Here is an 18,542-nt window from a genome sequence, read left to right as displayed (position 1 = left end):
GCTCGGCGCGGCGCGCCCGCCCGCCGGTGAGCGGGAGACGACCGCACCGGGTGCCGGCCGGCCTCGTCCGCTACGGGCGGGAGGCGGGCTGCTCCAGGGCCGGGCGCAGGTCCGTGCGGCGGCGGATCCCGAGCTTGCGGTAGGCGTGCGTGAGGTGGGTCTCCACCGTGCGGCGGGCCAGATGGAGCAGGGCCGCGATCTCCACGTTCGTGCGGCCCTCGGCGGCGAGTTCGGCGATCCGCCGCTCGCTGCCGGTGAGGGAGGCGGCGCCCGTACGCCGTCTGGGGGAGCGGGCGCCGCCCTTCCGCAGGATCTGCTCGGTCAGCTCCAGGAGCCGTGCGGCGCCCAGTCGTTCGGCGTGCTCGGCGGCCTCCCGCAGGCAGTCGCGGGCGCGGGCCGCCTCACCGGCGGCGGTCAGCCGGCGGCCCAGCGCGATCAGGGCCAGCGCCGGCTCGGTACCGGCCGGGCCGCCGTCCCGCAGCAGCCCGACAGCCTCCTCGGTGAGCTCCAGGCCGCGGCGGCCGCCGGTCGCCGTGCCGAGGACGCGCAGCGCCCGGCCGACCGTGCGCGGGGTGCCCCAGACCCGGGCCAGCCGCAGCTCCTCCTCGGCCAGGGCGATGGCCTCCAGCGGACGGTCCAGGGCCAGCCGGCACTCGGCGGCGGCCGTCCGCCAGGGGGTGACCACCGGGCTGATCACCTCACGGGCCGTCTGGCGGCGGCCGCACTCCAGGAAGTCGTGCAGCGCGGCGGCCGGGTCACCGGTGGCGGCCCGCACCACGCCCCGCGCGTACAGGAACCGGTTCAGCTCCCAGGAGTCCGGTGCCTCCCGCAGGTCGATCCCGGCGACCAGCTCCGCGGCCTGTGCGCCGCGGCCGGTCTCCACGAGCGCGATCAGCGCGTGCGCGTGGGCGTTGGTGGGGGTGACCGGGCCGGGGACGGCGGCCAGGCGGGCGTAGTCGGCGCGGGCCGCCGCGATGTCCGTACGGCTGTTGAGCAGCGCCTGGTGCATGGGGTGCAGCAGGTCGGGGCGCTGCCCGGCCAGGCCCCGGTCCACCAGCCGGTCGGCCTCGTCGAGTTCGTCGGCCCACTGGGCGACCGTGGCCGCCGTGCCGACGAGGAACGGCTCGGTGAGCGGGTCGGCGGGCTCGGCGAGCAGGGTGCGCAGCCGCCGCATGGCGTCCCGGGCCGAGGTGAGGCCCGCGGAGGCCGCGTGCCGCACCAGCAGGGCCTGGCCGGCCGTGCCGACCAGCTCCGGGGAGCGTTCGGCGGTCTCGGACAGCCGCCGGTAGACCTCCTGGCGTACCTCCTGGTCCTGGTCGGACAGGAGCACCGAGGCGGTGTGCAGGGTGCGGACCAGGTCGGGGTGGCCGTCCAGTTCGCCGTCCACGGAGCGCAGCAGCTCGACGGCCTTGCGGGTGCGGCCCCGGCCGGTCAGCGCGGTGCCCAGGGCGACGGCGGCGCGCACCCGGTCCTGCGGGGCGGCCGGCATCCGGACCGCCTCGGCGAGCCGCGGGATGGCGGCGGTGGAGCGGGGCGCCGCGTACTCCAGGGAGCCCAGCTCGGTCAGCAGCCGCTGCCGGTGGTCGTCGGGGAGGGGCTCCTCCAGGGCGCGGCGCAGATAGGCGACGGCGTCCTCCGGGCGGTCCTCGTAGAGGGCGACGGCGGCCGCGTCCTGGAGCAGGGGCAGCGCCCAGGGGGCGTCCACCGGACCGGTCGCGAGCAGGTGGCCGGCCACGGCCTCGGCGGGGGCGTCCTGGCGCAGCATCGCCTCGGCGATCGCCCGGTGCGCGGTGCGGCGGCGGGCGGCGGGGACGCCGGTGAGGATGGCGTCGCGCAGCAGGGGATGCGGGAAGTGCGGGCGGCCGTCGGCACCGAGGGTGAGCATGCCGAGGCTGGTCATGGCGGTGAGCCAGCCGGCCACCCGGATGGGGTCGGCGTCGGCGAGTTCGGCGAGGAGCGGGGTGATCTCGTTCTCCGGCAGGCCGGTGCCGGGGGCTTCCTCCAGGACGGCGAGGGCACGGGCCACCTCGGTGGTGGCCGGTCCCGCACTGTCCAGCCACCACTGGACGGCGGCCGGGTACGCGCCCGGATAGAGGGCGGCGGTCGTCTCGGGCACGTCGGGGTGACGGCTCTCGCCGAGGTCGTCGAGGAGGGCCTCCAGCAGCAGGGGGCTGCCGGCGGCGGCCTGGACACAGGCGTCGGTCCACAACGGGGACGCGGCGGGGAACCTGGCGCGCACGCGGGCGGCGGCGGCCGCGGGGGCGAGGGGGGCGAAAGTGTGGGTGCGCACCAGTGCCGGCGGGAGGGTGTGGGCGAAGCCGGGGGCTGGCGGATCGAGGTCGTACTGGCTGCGTTCGCTGACGACGAGGAGGATCGGTAAGCGGTCGATGTGCCGGGCGGACTCCACGAGCCAGCGGTGCGAGGGGGCGTCGGCGAGGTGGACGTCGTCCACGACGACGAGCAGGGGCGAGTCCTCGGCGTAGCCGCGCAGCACCCGCCAGAGCGCGGCGGCGGTGGCCCGCTCGTCCCCGTCCACCGCGAGGTCGGCGAACTCCGGCACCGGGCCGAGGAGTTGCAGGACCGTCGCGAAGGAGATGGCGCTGTCGCCGGGCGAGCAACGAGCGCGCAGGACCTTCAGCCCGAGCGCGGCCGCCTGCTCGGCGGCGGCCTCCAGGACGGTGGTGCGTCCGGTCCCGGTGGCACCCCGCAGCAGCACGAGCCGACCGCCACCGGTTCGCGTGCGCTCGGCTTCCTCGGCCAACAGGCCGATGGCGGCGGCGAGTTCAGGGGACGGACGGGTCATGCCTGGCTCCTCGCGGTGTGCTGGTGGGTCTGAGGGGTTAGAGCGGGTGGGGATGGGAGAGGTTGTGAGGCGGCGGGGGCGGACGGTGGGTTTGTTGCCGGGGCGGCACATTTGATACGGGGCTGTGGAGGTGGGGCGGGGGGTGCCTGGGGGCGTGGGTGCCCCGCGGGCCGGCGGGGGTTGCTCGCGCCCACGCGGCGGTAGCCGCATATGCGATGCAGCCCCGCGCCCCTTTTCGGGTGGGACCGGTGGACCCACCTTCTTGGGGGCGCGGGGAACTGCGCGACCAGCCACCACGCACTCGCGGGGCACCCACGACCCCAGGCACCCCCGACCCGGCCCCCGAACATCTCGTGGTCCTTGTCGTGGTGGTCCACGATTGTCCTTGCCCCTTCGGCCACAGCAGGCTGGTCACTCACGTCCGTCACTGTTTCCCTCAGGGGTGACGGGCACGTGGACATAGGGGAAGCGGTTGGTCAGCAACAGCCCATTCGCAGCCGTCGGCCGTACGCCCGTGGCGGTGTACGCACCCGACCCGATCTCCCGGGAGGGCGCGCTCAGCCAGTTGCGGCGCCACCCGGAGGTCGAGGTGCGGGACGAGTCCGAGACCGGGCCCGGCACGGTGGCGCTGCTCATCTGTGACAGCCTCGACGAACCGGAACTGACCCGGCTGCGCCGGGTGGTGCGCAGCGAGGGGGCGCGGGCCGTACTCGTGGTCGGGGCGCTGCGCGAGGCCGAGTTGCTCGATGTGATCGAGTGCGGGGTCGGGGCCATCGTATGGCGCCACGAGGCCACCGAACTCCGGCTTGTGCAGGCCGTCCTCGCGGCCGCCCGGGGCGACGGGGACCTGCCGGCCGACCTGCTCGGCCGGCTCATCAACCAGGTCGGCACCCTGCACCGCAGCGCCGCCGGCCGTCCGGGCGCCCCGGCCGCCGGGCTGTCCGCCCGTGAGGTGGACGTGCTGCGGCTGGTCGCCGAGGGGCTCGACACCGGTGAGATCGCCAGCAAGCTGTCCTACTCCGAACGCACCGTCAAGAACGTCATGCACGGGCTGACCACCCGACTGCATCTGCGCAACCGGGCCCACGCCGTCGCCCATGCCCTCCGGGAAGGCTACATCTGACCGATCGGGCAGCGGACACCGGTTCCGGGGCAGGCCGGTCTGCCCGGCCGTGCCTGCGGGGGCGGCGGGGGCGAAGGGCAGGATGGACGTGAGTGACGAGGGGTCCGCGCGGGGCCATGGGGTGGTGAGTACGGCGTGATCCACGAGGTGGACCAGGTGCTGCGGAACCTGCTGACCGGTGGTGCGCTGGAGGGCTCCGGCATCGAGGTCTCCTTCGACGCCCCGACCCGCGACTGGTCGGCCCGCCGCAACGGACCGGTGATCAACAGTTATCTGTACGACATCCGGGAGGACGTCAACCGGCGCCAGCGCGGGCACATCGACGTCCGGGACGAGCGGGACGTCGTGGTCAAGCGCCGCCAGCCGCCCCGGTGGTTCCGGCTGTCGTACCTGGTGACGGCGTGGACCAAGCGGCCCGAGGACGAGCACCGGCTGATCAGCGCCGTGCTCGCGACGCTGATCCCCCGCGAGCTGATCCATCCGGCCGAACTGCCCGGCTCCCTGGGCCGCCTGGGGCTGACGATCCCCCTCTCGTGCGCCGGCATCCAGTCCGAGGCCCGCTCCCTCGCCGAGATCTGGTCGGCGCTCGGCGGTGAGCTCAAGCCGTCCCTGGACGTCGTGATCACGGCGCCGTTCCCGGCCTACCCCGAGTACGACGCCGGTCCGCCGGTCACCGAGGGCGCCGCCGTGCGCGTACGCGGCGGGCTGGACGACACCGCGCCGGTGCTGGAGGAGCGGGCCCACCGGCCCGGCCAGGTCGCCGAGGCCGCGGCCGCCCGGAGGGACCGGGCGTGACCCTGGACGTCTCCCTGGAGCCGGCCGCCGCGCTCCTCGTCCGGCTGTCCGCGCTGCGCGACCGGGCCGCCGCCCTCGTCGCCCACCGCTCGGCCGACGACCCGACGGCCACCGACCCGCTGCGCGGCCTCTACCTCTCCGAGGAAGCGGTGCTGCACCTGCTGCACCCGCCCTCCGAACCATCCGAACTCCCATCTCTGGCAGGGGACTTCACCGACCCTCTCGCCGACCTCGCGACCCGGCTGCGCCTCACCCGCCTCGACACCGCCCTCCTGCTCATCGCCCTCGCCCCCGACCTCGACCGCACCTTCGAGCCGCTGTACGGCTACCTCAACGACGACGTCGGCCGCCGCCGCGCCACCGTCGGCCTCGCCCTCGACCTGTACGGCGCCCCCGCGCACCTCGCGGCGGCCCGCGCCCGCTTCCATCCCACCGCCCCGCTCACCGCGCTCGGCCTGCTCACCGTCGAGGAGCCCGAACGCCCCTTCCTCAGCCGCTCGTTGCGCGTCCCCGACCGGGTCCTGGCGCACCTGCTCGGCGACGACACCCCGGACCCGGCGCTGACCGGATGCCTGCGGGAGCCGTCGTACGACAGCGAACCCGCCGACGCGGAGTTCGTACGCCGGCTGGCCGCGCGGATCGCCGCCGGGCCGCTCTTCGCCTTCCTGCGGGAACGGCGGGAGGGCGAGGGCCGCGGCTGTGCCACGGCCGCGCTGGGGCTCGCGGGGCAGGAGGCGCTGCACTACACCGGGCCCGAGGAGCGGATCCCCGAGCTGCTGCGGGAGGCCCGGCTGAGCGGCCGCGCGGTACTCGTCGACAGTGCGCAGCCGGGACCGTTCCTGCGGGCGTTGGGAACCGCCGTCCGGGACGTCACCGTGCTGGTCACGACCGACCGCCCCTACGACCCCCAGTGGTGCGACCACCGCGACCCGCTGGTCCTGGAGGTGCCCTCCCGGCGGGCCACCGCCCTGGACGCCTGGGCGGCCGTGCTGCCCGGCGACCCCGGCTTCGACCTCGCGGCCACCGTCGCCCCGTACCATCTCGGCGGCGAGCGCCTCACCCGGGCGGCCCGCGCCGCGCAGGCCCTCGCCGCCTTCGACGGCACCCCGCTCACCGCCGCCCACCTGCGGCTCGGCGCCCGCCAGCAGTCCGCCTCGGGCCTGGAACAGCACGCCCGCCGGATCCGGCCCGCCGTCGACTGGCGGGACCTGGTGCTGCCCGAACGGCCGCTCACCGAGCTGCGCGAACTCGCGCTGCGCGCCCGGCACCGCGACCGGGTGCTCGGCGACTGGCGGCTGAGCGCGGGCGGCGGACGGGGACGGGGAGTGCTCGGCCTGTTCGCCGGTGAGTCGGGCACGGGCAAGACCCTGTCCGCGGAGGTGGTGGCCGCCGAACTGGGCCTGGACCTCTACGTCGTGCAGCTCTCCTCCGTCGTCGACAAGTACGTCGGCGAGACCGAGAAGAACCTCGAACGCATCTTCACCGAGGCCGACCGCACCGACGCCGTGCTGCTCTTCGACGAGGCCGACGCCGTCTTCGGCCGACGCTCCGAGGTCAAGGACGCCCACGACCGGTACGCCAACCTGGAGTCGGCCTACCTCCTCCAGCGCCTGGAGGCCTTCGACGGCATCGCGCTGCTCACCACCAACCTGCGCGCCAACATCGACGAGGCCTTCACCCGCCGCCTCGACCTGGTGATCGACTTCCCGTTCCCGGACGAGGAACAGCGGCTGGCCCTGTGGCGGCACGGCCTGGTGCACGTGCCGAGCGAAGAGGGCATCGAACTGCGCCCGCTGGCCTCGGAGTTCGAGCTCGCCGGCGGTTCCATCCGGAGCGCGGTGGTGACCGCGGCGTACCTCGCGGCAGACCGGGACGAACCCGTCGGCGCGGCGGACCTGCTCGAAGGGGCACGGCGCGAGTACCGCAAGGCGGGGCGCCTGGTGCCGGGGACCTGGGCGTGAGCGTCGTGCGGGAGCGCCGGAAGGGGGTGGGGCGGCAGCCGCACATCGATACAGCCCCGCGCCCCTGGCGGGGTCAGTCCCCCGACGGGTGCACGATCCGCCACTCCTGGTCGTCCGTGTTCGAGCAGTGGTACAGGGTCAGGTTCGTGTCGTTGCCGCCGGTGCTGTAGCCCGCGACGTCCAGGCAGAGGTTGTCGCTGGCGAAGTTGCGGATCCAGTAGGCGCCGCTGGGCTGCTTGTCGATCCACCACAGCTGGTTGTCGGCCTTCGTGCCGTCGCACTTGTACTCGGTGATCGGCGAGGACAGCTTGGCCGAACCGTAGTCGGGCAGGTCCATGCAGAGCTGGTCCTTGGCGTTGCGGATCTGGAAGAGCGCGGCCGAGCCGGGGCCGCCCTTCGGGTACCGCACCTCCAGGTTCCACAGCTGGTTGTCGTTGGTCGTCTCGTCGCAGGTGTACTCCCGCACCGGCCCGTTGCTGGTGCCGTTGCCGTAGCCCGGGACGTCCGCGCACTTCTTGGTGGTGGTGTTGCGCAGCAGGATGTTCGTCGCGGGGACCACCGGCTTCGCGGCCTTCTTCTTCGTCGCCCGAGGGGCCGGCTGGGACTGGCCGCCGCCCCCCTGGGCGCCGGACGAGCCGTTGCCGTCGTTCGCCGGCTGCTGCGCCACGGGGGTCGGCGAGGGCGCCGGTGCCGCGGCCAGGGGCGGGCTCGCCGTGGGGCTGGGCGCGATGCTGCTCACCCCGGCCTCCTGGACCTGTTCCTGGGCGAGACTTCCGACGCGGGGTTTGTAGTTGAACCAGATCAGGGCGAAGGTGACGGCGAGGGCCAGCAGGGTGCCGAAGAGGGTGGCCAGCCAGCGGGGCAGGAAGCCGCGCTGGATGTAGGTGCCGTCCACAGGCTGGGGAAGGACGCCCGACCGCTGGACGGTGAGGGCGTACGGCCGCTGCTCCTTGGGCCCGAACCAGATGATCTTCCGGGGTTTGAGGGTGGCCTTGACGAAGGCGGCGCGGCCCGGCTCGATCTGGACGTTGCTGGGGCGGAGGTCGTAGGCGAGCTGGTCGCCGTTGTCGCTGCCGCCGACGGACGCGGTGAGCCTGGTGTTGCCGAGGTTGTCGATGGCCAGCTGCGGGCGCCCCCGGAAGCGGCCCTTGACGGTGGGCGGGACCAGCTCGGCACGGATCTCGGTGAAGGGCGTGATGGTGAGGTTGCCCTCGGGGACGGTGACGGCCTCGGGGTGCTCGGTGGGGGTGATGCGGATGGCGTACGGGTTGGGGCCGGCCGTCGCGTCGGGGGTGCGGGGCGGGGCGAAGGTGAGCTCGACGGTGCCCGTGGTGCCCGGATAGAGGCGGAGCGTCTGCGGCTCCACGGTCGTCCAGGGGGCGATGGGGCCCACCGGTTCGAAGCGGTACTCGTCGACGACGTCGCCGGTGTTGCGCAGCCGCAGGCGCACCCGGGTCGAGGCGCCCGGGTCCACGGTCGCGGAGGCGGGTTCGAGGGAGGTCCACAGAGTCATCGGTTCACACCGTCAGCTTGAAGGCTTCGAGCCAGAGCGTGTTGTCCCAGGTGCCCAGGGTGAGCAGGGCCGGGCGGGCGTCGCTGCACGCCTGGTTGCCCCAGCCCACGTTGTGGACCTGGGCGTATCCGCAGACCTGGCCGTTGCCGATGTTGAGGGTGAAGGTCTCCAAGTACGGGTCGGCCGCCTTCGTGCTGCCGATGTAGTTGTCCTTGCCGTCGGCGACGACCTTGGTCCAGGTCTGCCACTTGCCCTGCCCGTTGGTGGACTGGGAGTCGTAGACGAAGGAGTTGCCGGCGGAGCCGTCCACCCCGTACACCGCGACGTTGATGTCCTTGATCGGGGTGTTCTTGCCGACCGTGCCGGAGATCGTGCCGTCGCAGACGGGCTTCTGCCAGCCGGTGCCCTGGACGTAGGAGCGGTAGCAGATGTGGCGTCCGCCCGGGTCGGCCGCGGCGAGCCGGTTCACGGCGGTCGCGGCCGTGTCCTGCTTGGGCTTGGCGGTGACGGTGGCCGTCGCGCCGCCGCCTCCTCCGCCACCGCCGTTGTTGTTCGCGGCTTCGGTGGACGGGGCCGCGGGGGGCGCGGCGGCCGCCGTCTCGCTGGGCGCCGGGGGCGGGGTGGGGGTCGTCGAGGGGCTGGGGGCGATGCTGCTCACCCCGGCCACCTGGGGCTGTTCCTGGGCGAGGCTCTGGACGTGGGGTTTGTAGGTGAACCAGATCAGGGCGAAGGTGATGGCGAGGGCCAGCAGGGTGCCGAAGAAGGTCGCGAGCCAGCGGGGCAGGAAGCCGCGCTGGATGTACGTCCCGTCGACCGGCTCCGGCTTCAGCCCCGACCGCTGCACGCTGAGCCGGTACGGCCGCTGCTCCTTGGGCCCGAACCAGATGATCTTCCGCGGCTTCAGCGTGGCGTTCACGAAGGCGGCGCGGCCCGGTTCGATCTGGACGTTGCTGGGGCGGAGGTCGTAGGCGAGCTGGTCGCCGTTGTCGCTGCCGCTGACGGAGGCGGTGAGCTTGGTGTTGCCGAGGTTGTCGATCGCGAGCTTGGGGCGGCCCCGGAAACGGCCCTTGACCGTCGGCGGGACCAGCTCCGCGCGCAGCTCGGTGAAGGGCGTGATGGTGAGGTTGCCCTCGGGGACCGTGACGGCCTCGGGGTGCTCGGTGGGCGTGATGCGGACCGCGTAGGGGTTCGGGCCGGCCGTCGCGTCCGGGGTGCGGGGCGGGGCGAACGTCAGCTCCACCGTGCCCGTCGTCCCTGGGTAGAGGCGGAGCGTCTGCGGCTCCACGGTCGTCCAGGGGGCGACGGGGCCCACCGGTTCGAAGCGGTACTCGTCGACGACGTCGCCGGTGTTGCGCAGCCGCAGGCGCACACGGGTGGAGGCGCCCGGGTCGACGGTCGCGGACGAGGGTTCCAGGGAAGTCCACAGGCTCACCGTCCGGAGGCTAGCGCCGCGGCCGGGGCGGCACAGGAGGCGTCGGGGCAGCTCCGGTGCCCCAAGAGGCATGGCCCCGACGCCTTCCGGCCTCCCTCACGACCTACCCCGCGGGGAACATGTGGTTCCAGTACATGATCCCGATCCGTCGCTGCAGCTTCGCGCGCAGGGTCGGGGCGAACCGGCCCTTGCCGGCCTTCTCGTCGTACTTCGGGTCCTTCAGCTCGGCCTCGATCGCATGCAACAGGTCCTGCTGGGACGCGCCACCGTGCGCCGCGACGTAACCGGCCATCGACCGCCACGGGTCGCTCAGCGGCGCGAAGGGCTTCGTCTCCTCGTTGGCCTCGGCCTGCGCCCTGGCCGAGCTCGACAGGGTGTTGTCGGCGTCCGTGTACTCAAGGCGCATCTCGTCCGCGAACAGGTTCTCGTTCACCAGGATGTTGTGGTACTCCACCAGGGCTCGTTTGGCCCCGGCCATGTCGATGTCGAACCCGGCCTGGACCTGCTTGAGATGGCCCATCTCGTGCTGGACGACCTGGTCGAAGGTGAACTTGGCGGGCGGGTCGGCGTTGACCAGGATGATGCCGGACTCCCGCAGGTAGCCGCCCCCGCCGGCCTGGTCGACCACCACACTGGCCGGGGTGTTCCCGTCCGGGTACTTGTTGAGCGACTGCACGCTCTCGTCCAGCTCGGCGCCGGCCAGGCCGATGACGTACCCCTCCTCGTAGTCCCGGAACTTCCGGTCGGCGGGTACGCCCTTCGGTACCTTGACGAGCTTGACGGTGCCCTTCTCGACGCCCAGTTTCTCGGACACGCCCTCGACGAACCCGGGAGTCAGCACGCGCTGCACCGCCACCGGGCCCGCGCCTGCCGGCACCGGGGCCGGGGCGGCGCCCGACCCGGTGTCCGCCGGCTTCCGCTGCACCTGGGGCACCGGCCCGCTCATCACGCGCCGCGCCTTGCTCACCGCGTGCCGTTCGCCGGAGTCGTTCACGTCGGACACGCTGACCCCGGCACCGGTGTCCGTGCCGGGCACAGGGCCCTTCAACTGATCCTCGTAGTGGGTCAGTTCGTGGGCCCAGTCCTCCTTCGTCATGGTGTCGCCGACCACGATGTTGGGGCCGGTGGTGTACGCCTTGGCACCGAGTTCCCGCGCCGACTCCCGGGCCAGGGACCCCGTGTGCACCCGTACACCGCTGAAGTCCGCGCCGTCGAAACGTGTCTCCATCTCCGACTGAAGCGCCTGGTCCATGCTCTGGCCGCTGGACTGGACCACCCGGTGGACCAGGGCCTGGCGCTGCACCGCCGGCACGTGGCCGCAGGCCGGGTCGTGCTCGTGGAGTTCCTCGCCGGCCGCCTGCCGCTGCACCGCCGGCAGATGGCCGCAGGCAGCGTCGTGCCGGTGGCGCGACGCCTCGACGGTGCGGGCCACCGCCGCGTTGCCCGCCGTCCGCTGGAGAGCAAGCAGCCCGGCCGCGGTCCCGGTCACGGCCGTACGGTCCGTGCCGGCGGACGCCGTAGGTGCCGCCGGGCGGCGGGCCGCCTGCGGATGGCCGGCCTGGCGGTGTTCCTCCTGTGCGTGCATGAACTACCTTTCGGCGATGGACCCTCGACCACAACTACGAGTGCCCGGGCCGATCGGGCAAGGGGTGTTCGGGCAGTCTCGGGGGCAGCGTTCTCAGGACTCCCCGTCCGCGGCGGTCAGCACGTGGTGCGGGTCGGCCGGCGCGTGGCCGCCCTGCGTGGCGGCCGCCATGCGCCGTACCGCCGGTTCGGGCATCCGGATCACCACGGGGTACGTGAGGGTGTAGTCCTGCACGCCGACCGCCCGGGCCGGATCGCGCAGCGCCCCGGTGTGCCGGTGCCGCACCCGGGCCACGGCCCTGACGTGCAGGGTGAACTGCACCAGCACCGACGCGGCCTTGGGCTTCTGCAGCGGCACCGTGCCGGAGGCGTTGCCCGCGGCGTCGGTCGGACCGCCGTCGCGGCCGTAGGTGACGGGGACGTTGTTCATGCCCGAGTAGTCGGCGCGGACCGGTCCTTCGCCGCCCATGAACCGCGCGGAACGGCCGTGGTGGGAGGCGTGCTGTGCGTCGCCGGCCGCCGGGCGGCCCTCGGGGCCGCTCTGCGCGACCGTCTCGAACGTCATCTTGTCGCCCCTGCCAAGGATCTCGCCGTCGCGCAGCCGCGCGTGCAGGGAGCAGGCGATGTCCTGACCCTCGACGCCGGACACGTGCACCGGCGGCAGTTGCGCACCGGCCGACACCAGGAGCGGCAGCGCCGCCGTGAGCCATTCGGTGGACACCGCCTCCCGCTGGGCGTAGTGCGCCGCGCCACCGGTCTTCCGGAAGCCGCTGCCGGCGTGCGCCTGCGCCATGGCCCGGCCGATCAGCTCCCGTATCTGCGGTGCGCCCCGGAAGCCGTTGACCTGTGCCTCCATGGGCAGCTCGGCGCCGTCCGCACGCCACGCGGCCAGGGCGGCCGGAGCGGCCTCGCGCACCGGGGCCGTGCTGCCCCGGGCGGGTCCCGCGTTGTGCTCCGGCCGGGCGCGGGCGACAGCCTTCAGGTCGTTGTCCAGCGCGCGGTGCACGAAGGACCCGTCGAAGGTCACTGACGCCACCTGGCCATCGGCGGAGCGCAGTTCGAGTTCCGCCTGGAAGGGGACCGTCACGTTCGCCGAGTTGGCCTCGGAGTCCACGATGGTGCGCAGACCGGTCTGCGTCCGGGCGGACGAGGCCTGCCTGGTCGACGTGGTCGTCCCGATGCCGGGGCCCGCCACGGCACCCGCGCTGCCGATCACGTCGTCGTGCGGCTTGCCGGCACCGGTCAGCGCGGCGTCGACTCCGCTGGTGAGGCTCTCCTGGCTGCCGGTCGCGCGCTGTGCGTACGCGACGGTCGCGAACTCCATCTCCCGGTCGTTGCCGGACGGCCCGGCCACGGTGCCGGGCCCGGTGCGGCGGATGTGGAAGACGGCCCAGTACGACGTGGCCCGGCGGCCGGGGACGGAACTGTTCCGCAGCAGCTCGACGGGAACGCCGCCGTCCATGGCCCCGGCGAGCAGACCCACGGCCCCGTCCTGGTCCAGCACCCGCAGCAGCCGCTGCACGTTCTCGAACCGGTCGTCCAGCACCCGTGACGGCAGCAGGTCCTCCGCCAGCCCCCGGTCCCGCACCGCCGCGCGCAGCCGTCCGAGCAGCGGCACGAAGTCGGGCATGCCGTCGACCAGGCCGGCCCCCAGAGGGAGGTGCGCGGCGAGCGCCGGTACGTCGGACACGTCCCGCGGCGGGGCGGTCGAACCGGCCTGCCGCTCCGGCCCTTCGGCGTCCCGGCTGCCGGAGCCCCGCTCCCGCTGGGGGAGTTCATTCCCCGCCCGCTCCGGGAGTTCGCCCCTCGCCCGCTCCGACATCCCCTGCCCCGGTTCGGACCCCGAGGCCGGATCGGGGGTGCCCGCCGCCGGGCCGCCGGACGCCGGCCGCCACCTGGCCGCGGTCTCCGCCAGCGCCTGCTCCTGCTCGCGGGCCCGCTCCTCCGGCGTCCGCAGGCCCGCCTTCCGCAACTGCGGCTCGGTGAGCCAGAGTCCGACGGCGCCCGGCACCGTCAGCCGTTGCGACATCGCGTACGGGCCGCGGCCGTTCACCGCGACCTCGGCCACCATCCACGCGGACAGGTCGCACTGGACGAGGTAGAGCGGCCGGGAGCGCGGATGCACGGAGTTGCGCTCGATCGTGCCGCCGATCGTCGCTGTGTCGGTCGTGGTCGTCGCCTGTCCGAAGGCGGGTGACACGCTCTCGGCCAGCGTCCAGCCCGCGCCGCGCTCCGACCCGGTGCCGTTGAAGGCCACCGCCTTGCTCTTCGTCGACGCGTGCTGCCCCGATGCCTGATGGCCGCCCAGGACCATGTTCTCGACACCGGCCCCGCCCGCCCCGCTCTGCTCCGGCCTGCGATGCAGGACCCGCGGGTTGGTGAGGGCCAGCCGGGTGCCGACGGCGCCGTTCAGCGCGGCCGCACGCCGGGCGTGGCGCAGGTCGCCGACCACCCAGCCGGTGCGGGTCGCCTGTCGCAGGGCCGCGGTGATGGACTCCGGGCCGAGCCGCTCCTCCAGCGCGAGACGCGGGGCGAGGCCCTCCGCCTGGTACGCGGTGTCGCCCGGCCGGTCCCGGTCGCCCTTGCGCGCGGCCAGGGCGAGCAGCTGGAAGGCCAGTTGCCGCAGCTGCCTGCCGTCGCCGACGGTCTCCACGAAGTCCCAGTCCCGGACCTGCCGTTCGGTGTCCAGGCCGGGTGCCCGGGTGAGCATGTCGTGGATGCCGGTGGCCTGGGAGGCGAGGTGGAACCTGGCGGGCCTGGACCGCCGGGCGGCCGTCCTGCGCTGCTCGTCGGCGCCCACGGTGAGCGCGGCGGGCGTGCTCAGCTCCACGTCCTGCCCCTCCGCGCTCCCGTCGAAGTGCTGCGGTACGGCGGCGTCGAGGTCGCCCAGCGAGGCGACGGTCCGGGCCTCGGGCTGCTCGCGGCCCGGGCGGCCGGGGGTGAGGGAGCGTTTCAGGGTGCGCTCCCGGGTGGTCATGGTGACCTTGGCGTCGAGCATCAGCCGCGTACCGAACGTACTCGTCTTCACGTCGCCGCTGTTGAGCGAGTCGCCCCGGACCGCGGGGCCGCCCTGGACGCGGCGCGCGCTCTCCACCGCGGCGTTGGCGGTGACGCCGAAGGACAGCGCGCCCGGCAGCAGCGTGATGTTGGCGCTGCCCTGCGCCCCGGCCCTGCGGGCGGTGGATCTGCCGGTCTGCCCGCCGGAGGCGACGCCCGAACTGCTGCGTACCAGCCAGTTGTCGGTGTCGCCGAGGTAGGTGAGCGCGCCGACCCGTCCGCGCACCCGGATCTGCACGTCGTGGGAGTGCAGCGTGGACTTCCGGCGCAGCCGCACCGGGATGCCGGGGCCCAGGAGCTGGTTCTTCTTCGCCCGCAGGTTGGTCTCCGAGAGCACGGTGACCAGCTCGCGGTAGTTGCGCATGCGCGCCTCGGACTCGTCCCGGTCCGGGATCCGCTCCGCCGCCCGGTCACCGGTGGCGAAGTCCGGGAGGTAGCCGGCCAGTTCGGGCCGGGACGCGAACAGGCCCTCCAGCGCCTCGACGAGGGGGCGCACGTCCAGGTGGGTGAGGGAGACGCTGTTGCCGACGGCGCCGAACGGCAGGTGGCGTTCGGTCTCGCGCTCGGTGCCGTCGGGCGCCGTCGCGGTGGGCTTGCGGTGCAGGGGGTCCGCCTGGACGCCGTCCGGCAGCTCCAGCCCGATGTGCTGGGCCTCCTGGGCGTTCAGGCTGACCCAGCTGTCCAGGGTGTGCTCGGCGACGCGCGTCCCGGGGTACCGCCGCTGCGCGGGGGACGCGGGCCCCAGGCCCTGCACGGTCAGCCGGACCCGGCCGAGGTAGAGCACCTTGTCGCCGCGGATCTCGGCACCCTTCCGGGTGGCCACGGTCTGGTCGGACGACGAGAACCGGGCGCTTTTCAGAGCGACGGAGCCCATGCCCTGGAACCGGGCGACCGGTACGCCCGGTGCGCCGACGGCGACCGCGGGACCGGCCCCGGCCAGTCCGCTCGCGCCCTTCGAGGCGGTGCGGCCGGAGCCGTGCGCGCTCTGCTGATGGGTGCGCAGCTGGGTCTGTCCCGCACCCCAGCCGGGGGTCAGGGACACGATGTCGGCGCGCATCCGGTACGAACTGGCGGCGCTGCCGTCCTTGGACGGCAGGTCCTCGCCGGGCACCCAGCCCGCGAGCATGCGGGGCAGGTCGTGCAGCACGGCCGGGTGGGAGGTGGCCGCGAACAGCCGGGCCCGGCCGGGAGCGCCGGGCGCGGTCACCGAGGGCGCGAGGACGGACGCGACCGTGTCGAACAGGCCGCCTCCGCCGCCGTGCGGGCCACCGTGGTCCTCCACGGCCATCGCCGCCATGGACACGGCCTGCCGCACGGAGGTGGCCTGCTCCTCGCTCAGCTCCGGTCCGGGGACGGGCCGTACGGTGCCGTGCGGCACCAGGTGCTCGTGCGGGACGCGCATGACGAGGCTGCCGTCACCGCTCGCGACGTGCCGGCCGCGCGCGCCGTGCTGTTTGATCCGCACGACGAAGCGCACCCGGCGCCGTGCCGTGACCGTGCCGCCGCCGCTTCGGAAGGTCCGGGGCTCGGACACGGTGCGCGCGGAGTGCGTGTCCGAGGTGGAGGTCAGGGCGGCTCCGGCGGCGAGCTGCGCGCCGCCCAGGACACCGGGCGTGGGCGTCGGGGCCAGGACGGTACCGGAGGCGCTGATGCCCCACTGGCGGGCGCGGACCGTGTCGGCGGCCACCGTGCCCGCCGAGTTGTGCAGGTGGTCGACCTTGGTGTCGGCGTCCTCGCCCTGGGCGCTGTCCGCGAACGACAGCGCCGCCGCGTCCTGCTCGTCCCGCGGCACGACGCAGACGGTGACGTCGTACGACGCCCCGTTCGCCCCGCGCACGGCGAAGGCCCGCCCGCGGCCGTAGAAGGTCTCCGGCCGGCCCGCCAGCTCCTGCTGGATCTCCTCCACGTCGGCGCCGTCCTGCCCGGTGACCCGGGTCACCTCCGCGGCGACGAACGGGTGACCGGTCAGCCCGGACGCGGTGGACAGGCCCGCCGAGGTCATCGACCTCAGGTACGGGGGAAGCGTGAGCGGCCCCTGCCGCCGGGCCTCGGCGGCTGCCGGCGGCGGAGTGCGGGCCGGGGCGGGCGGTCTGCCGCCTTCGATCAGGCCGGCCACGGCGGCGTTCCCCGCCCTGCTCTGCAAATTCCGCATCTCGGCGGCGGCCGGAAGCCCGACCGGCGCGCCCGGCCTCGACGGCTGCTCGCGGGAGGGGCCGTCGTCCCTGCCCTGGCCGGGGTGCCGCACCCGGGCTCCGCCCGCGCCGCCCTCGCCCGACACCGGCTTCCGTGTCCGCCGCATCCCGCGCACTCCCGTCCCCGGCGGGACCGGAGGGCCCCGTCCTCGTCGTCCTGGGTCGAACTGGGTCGTCCTGGTGGCGCGTGCGGGCGCCCGCGGCGGGAGGCAACCCGCCTGGCCGTGCAGGGTAACGGGTGTACGGGACGGGTCCACAAGGGGACGGCCGCTGAACGAGTGGGTTAACAAACGGCGGTCGAGGCGTTCTGAACGCGGTGACCAGCGACGTACGGCGGCCGGCTGCCCCCAGGGGGTGCCCTTGGGGGCAACAGGTGTGCCCGGGCCCGGGCACCGGGGGACGTTTCGGTGGACGCGCTCGCGCGTGAGGCTGGGAAGCGTTCCTGTCTCGTACCCCGAGGAGAGCAGAGCATGCCGTCCTACCTGTCACCCGGCGTCTACGTCGAGGAGGTGGCCAGCGGCTCGCGCCCCATCGAGGGGGTGGGCACGTCGGTGGCGGCCTTCGTGGGCCTGGCCCCGACCGGTCCGCTGAACGAGCCGACCCTGGTGACCAACTGGACGCAGTACGTCGCGTCCTTCGGTGAGTTCACCGACGGGTACTACCTCGCGCACTCCGTCTACGGCTTCTTCAACAACGGCGGCACGGCGGCGTACGTCGTCCGCGTCGGCGGCTCCTTCGAAGGCGCCGAGGGTGCCGTCAACGCGCCCGCCGCGGTGCGGGGTTCGGCCGCCCCGGCCGCGCTGCCGCCCGGTGAGGCCAAGCAGATCGGCACCTTCTCCGTCAGCGCCATCGCCTCCGGCGACCTGAGCGTCGAGGTCGCCGACCCGGAGGGCGAGGGCCCCGCCGAACGCTTCAGGCTGGTCGTCAAGGACGGCGGCAAGCCCGTCGAGACCTTCGACGTGACCGCGAAGAAGGGCGGCCGCAACTACGTGGTCACCCAGGTCAAGGAGCGCTCCAGGCTCATCACCGTGACGGAGGCCGCGCCCGCCGCGCAGCTGGCCCGTCCGGACAACCAGACGGTGGCCCTCGCGGCCCCCGCCCCGGCCCCGGCGTCCGCGTCCCCCGTCGCGGACGCCGGCTCCCACCCCGGCCCCGCCGAGTACCTCGGCGACTCGGCCGACCGCACCGGCTTCGGCGGCCTGGAGGCCGTCGACGAGGTGTCCATGGTGGCCGTGCCCGACCTGATGGCCGCCTACCAGCGCGGCGCGATCGACCTGGAGCAGGTCAAGGCCGTCCAGCTCGGCCTGATCGCGCACTGCGAGCTGATGGGCGACCGGGTCGCGGTCATCGACCCGCCGCCGGGCCTCAACGCCCGTCAGATCCGGGTCTGGCGCCAGGAGACGGCCGGCTACGACTCCAAGTACGCGGCCCTCTACTACCCCTGGATCAAGACCTTCGACCCGTCCTCCGGCCAGTCCCGGCTGATCCCGCCGTCCGGCCACGTGGCCGGCGTCTGGGCCCGCAACGACGCCGAGCGCGGCGTCCACAAGGCCCCGGCCAACGAGGTGATCCGCGGCGCGGTGGACCTGGAGCTCCAGATCACCCGGGGCGAGCAGGACCTCCTGAACCCCATCGGCGTGAACTGCATCCGGGCCTTCCCGGGCCGGGGCATCCGCATCTGGGGCGCCCGCACGCTGTCCTCCGACCCGGCCTGGCGCTACCTCAACATCCGCCGGTACTTCAACTACCTGGAGGAGTCGATCCTGATCGGCACCCAGTGGGTGGTCTTCGAGCCCAACGACCACAACCTCTGGGCCCGTATCCGGCGCAACATCTCCGCGTTCCTGGTCAACGAGTGGCGCAGCGGCGCCCTGTTCGGGCAGCGGCCCGAGGAGGCGTACTACGTCAAGTGCGACGAGGAGACCAACCCGCCGGAGTCGGTCGACGTCGGCCGGGTGATCTGCGAGATCGGCATCGCCCCGGTCAAGCCCGCCGAGTTCGTGATCTTCCGGCTGGCCCAGTTCAGCAGCGGCAGCGGCGAGTTGCAGGAGTAGCAGGCCCTCGGTCCCCAACCCCCTTGAT

Annotated in this window: 9 protein-coding genes; 4 read left to right on the top strand and 5 right to left on the bottom strand. The window is 74.1% G+C overall.

All coding sequences use genetic code 11. From position 1 onward, the window contains the following. Positions 1 to 70: 70 nt before the first annotated feature. Positions 71 to 2,803, bottom strand: a complete 2,733-nt coding sequence (locus tag AB0P24_RS10930; RefSeq protein ID WP_365792397.1) for an AAA family ATPase — start codon at positions 2,801 to 2,803, stop codon at positions 71 to 73. 472 nt (positions 2,804 to 3,275) lie between these two features. Between AB0P24_RS10930 and AB0P24_RS10925 the strand changes: the two genes are divergently transcribed. The 3 genes from AB0P24_RS10925 to AB0P24_RS10915 all read left to right on the top strand — a co-directional run bounded on the left by AB0P24_RS10925 (position 3,276) and on the right by AB0P24_RS10915 (position 6,682). Beyond that, positions 3,276 to 3,926: a response regulator transcription factor gene (locus tag AB0P24_RS10925; RefSeq protein WP_365792395.1), complete on the top strand. Its 651-nt coding sequence runs from the start codon at positions 3,276 to 3,278 to the stop codon at positions 3,924 to 3,926. A gap of 135 nt (positions 3,927 to 4,061) precedes the next feature. Further along, complete coding sequence (locus AB0P24_RS10920; RefSeq protein ID WP_365792393.1) at positions 4,062 to 4,721, top strand: DUF4255 domain-containing protein; 660 nt, start codon at positions 4,062 to 4,064, stop codon at positions 4,719 to 4,721. After that, entirely contained in the window at positions 4,718 to 6,682 is a 1,965-nt protein-coding gene (locus AB0P24_RS10915) for an ATP-binding protein (RefSeq protein ID WP_365792391.1), read from the top strand. Before AB0P24_RS10920 ends, AB0P24_RS10915 begins: the two co-directional genes overlap by 4 nt. 73 nt (positions 6,683 to 6,755) lie before the next feature. On the opposite strand, the gene AB0P24_RS10910 is transcribed toward AB0P24_RS10915, so the two are convergent. The 4 genes from AB0P24_RS10910 to AB0P24_RS10895 form a co-directional block, all read right to left on the bottom strand. Then, complete coding sequence (locus tag AB0P24_RS10910) at positions 6,756 to 8,195, bottom strand: RICIN domain-containing protein (RefSeq protein ID WP_365792389.1); 1,440 nt, start codon at positions 8,193 to 8,195, stop codon at positions 6,756 to 6,758. 4 nt (positions 8,196 to 8,199) lie between these two features. Then, the gene (locus tag AB0P24_RS10905; RefSeq protein WP_365792387.1) at positions 8,200 to 9,627 is read right to left on the bottom strand and encodes a hydrolase; all 1,428 of its coding nucleotides are present in this window, start codon (positions 9,625 to 9,627) and stop codon (positions 8,200 to 8,202) included. A 103-nt stretch (positions 9,628 to 9,730) separates the two neighbouring features. Next, the gene (locus AB0P24_RS10900) at positions 9,731 to 11,212 is read right to left on the bottom strand and encodes a DUF4157 domain-containing protein (RefSeq protein WP_365792385.1); all 1,482 of its coding nucleotides are present in this window, start codon (positions 11,210 to 11,212) and stop codon (positions 9,731 to 9,733) included. A gap of 93 nt (positions 11,213 to 11,305) precedes the next feature. Continuing rightward, complete coding sequence (locus tag AB0P24_RS10895) at positions 11,306 to 16,567, bottom strand: hypothetical protein (RefSeq protein WP_365792383.1); 5,262 nt, start codon at positions 16,565 to 16,567, stop codon at positions 11,306 to 11,308. A gap of 363 nt (positions 16,568 to 16,930) precedes the next feature. On the opposite strand from AB0P24_RS10895, the gene AB0P24_RS10890 reads away from it, so the two are divergent. After that, positions 16,931 to 18,514: a phage tail sheath subtilisin-like domain-containing protein gene (locus AB0P24_RS10890; RefSeq protein ID WP_365792381.1), complete on the top strand. Its 1,584-nt coding sequence runs from the start codon at positions 16,931 to 16,933 to the stop codon at positions 18,512 to 18,514. Positions 18,515 to 18,542 lie beyond the last annotated feature (28 nt).

This window comes from Streptomyces sp. NPDC086519 (assembly GCF_040686075.1).
Taxonomy (GTDB): Bacteria; Actinomycetota; Actinomycetes; order Streptomycetales; family Streptomycetaceae; genus Streptomyces; species Streptomyces shenzhenensis.
Note: the sequence above shows the minus strand (reverse complement) of the source record. Positions and strands in the feature narration are given on the sequence as shown.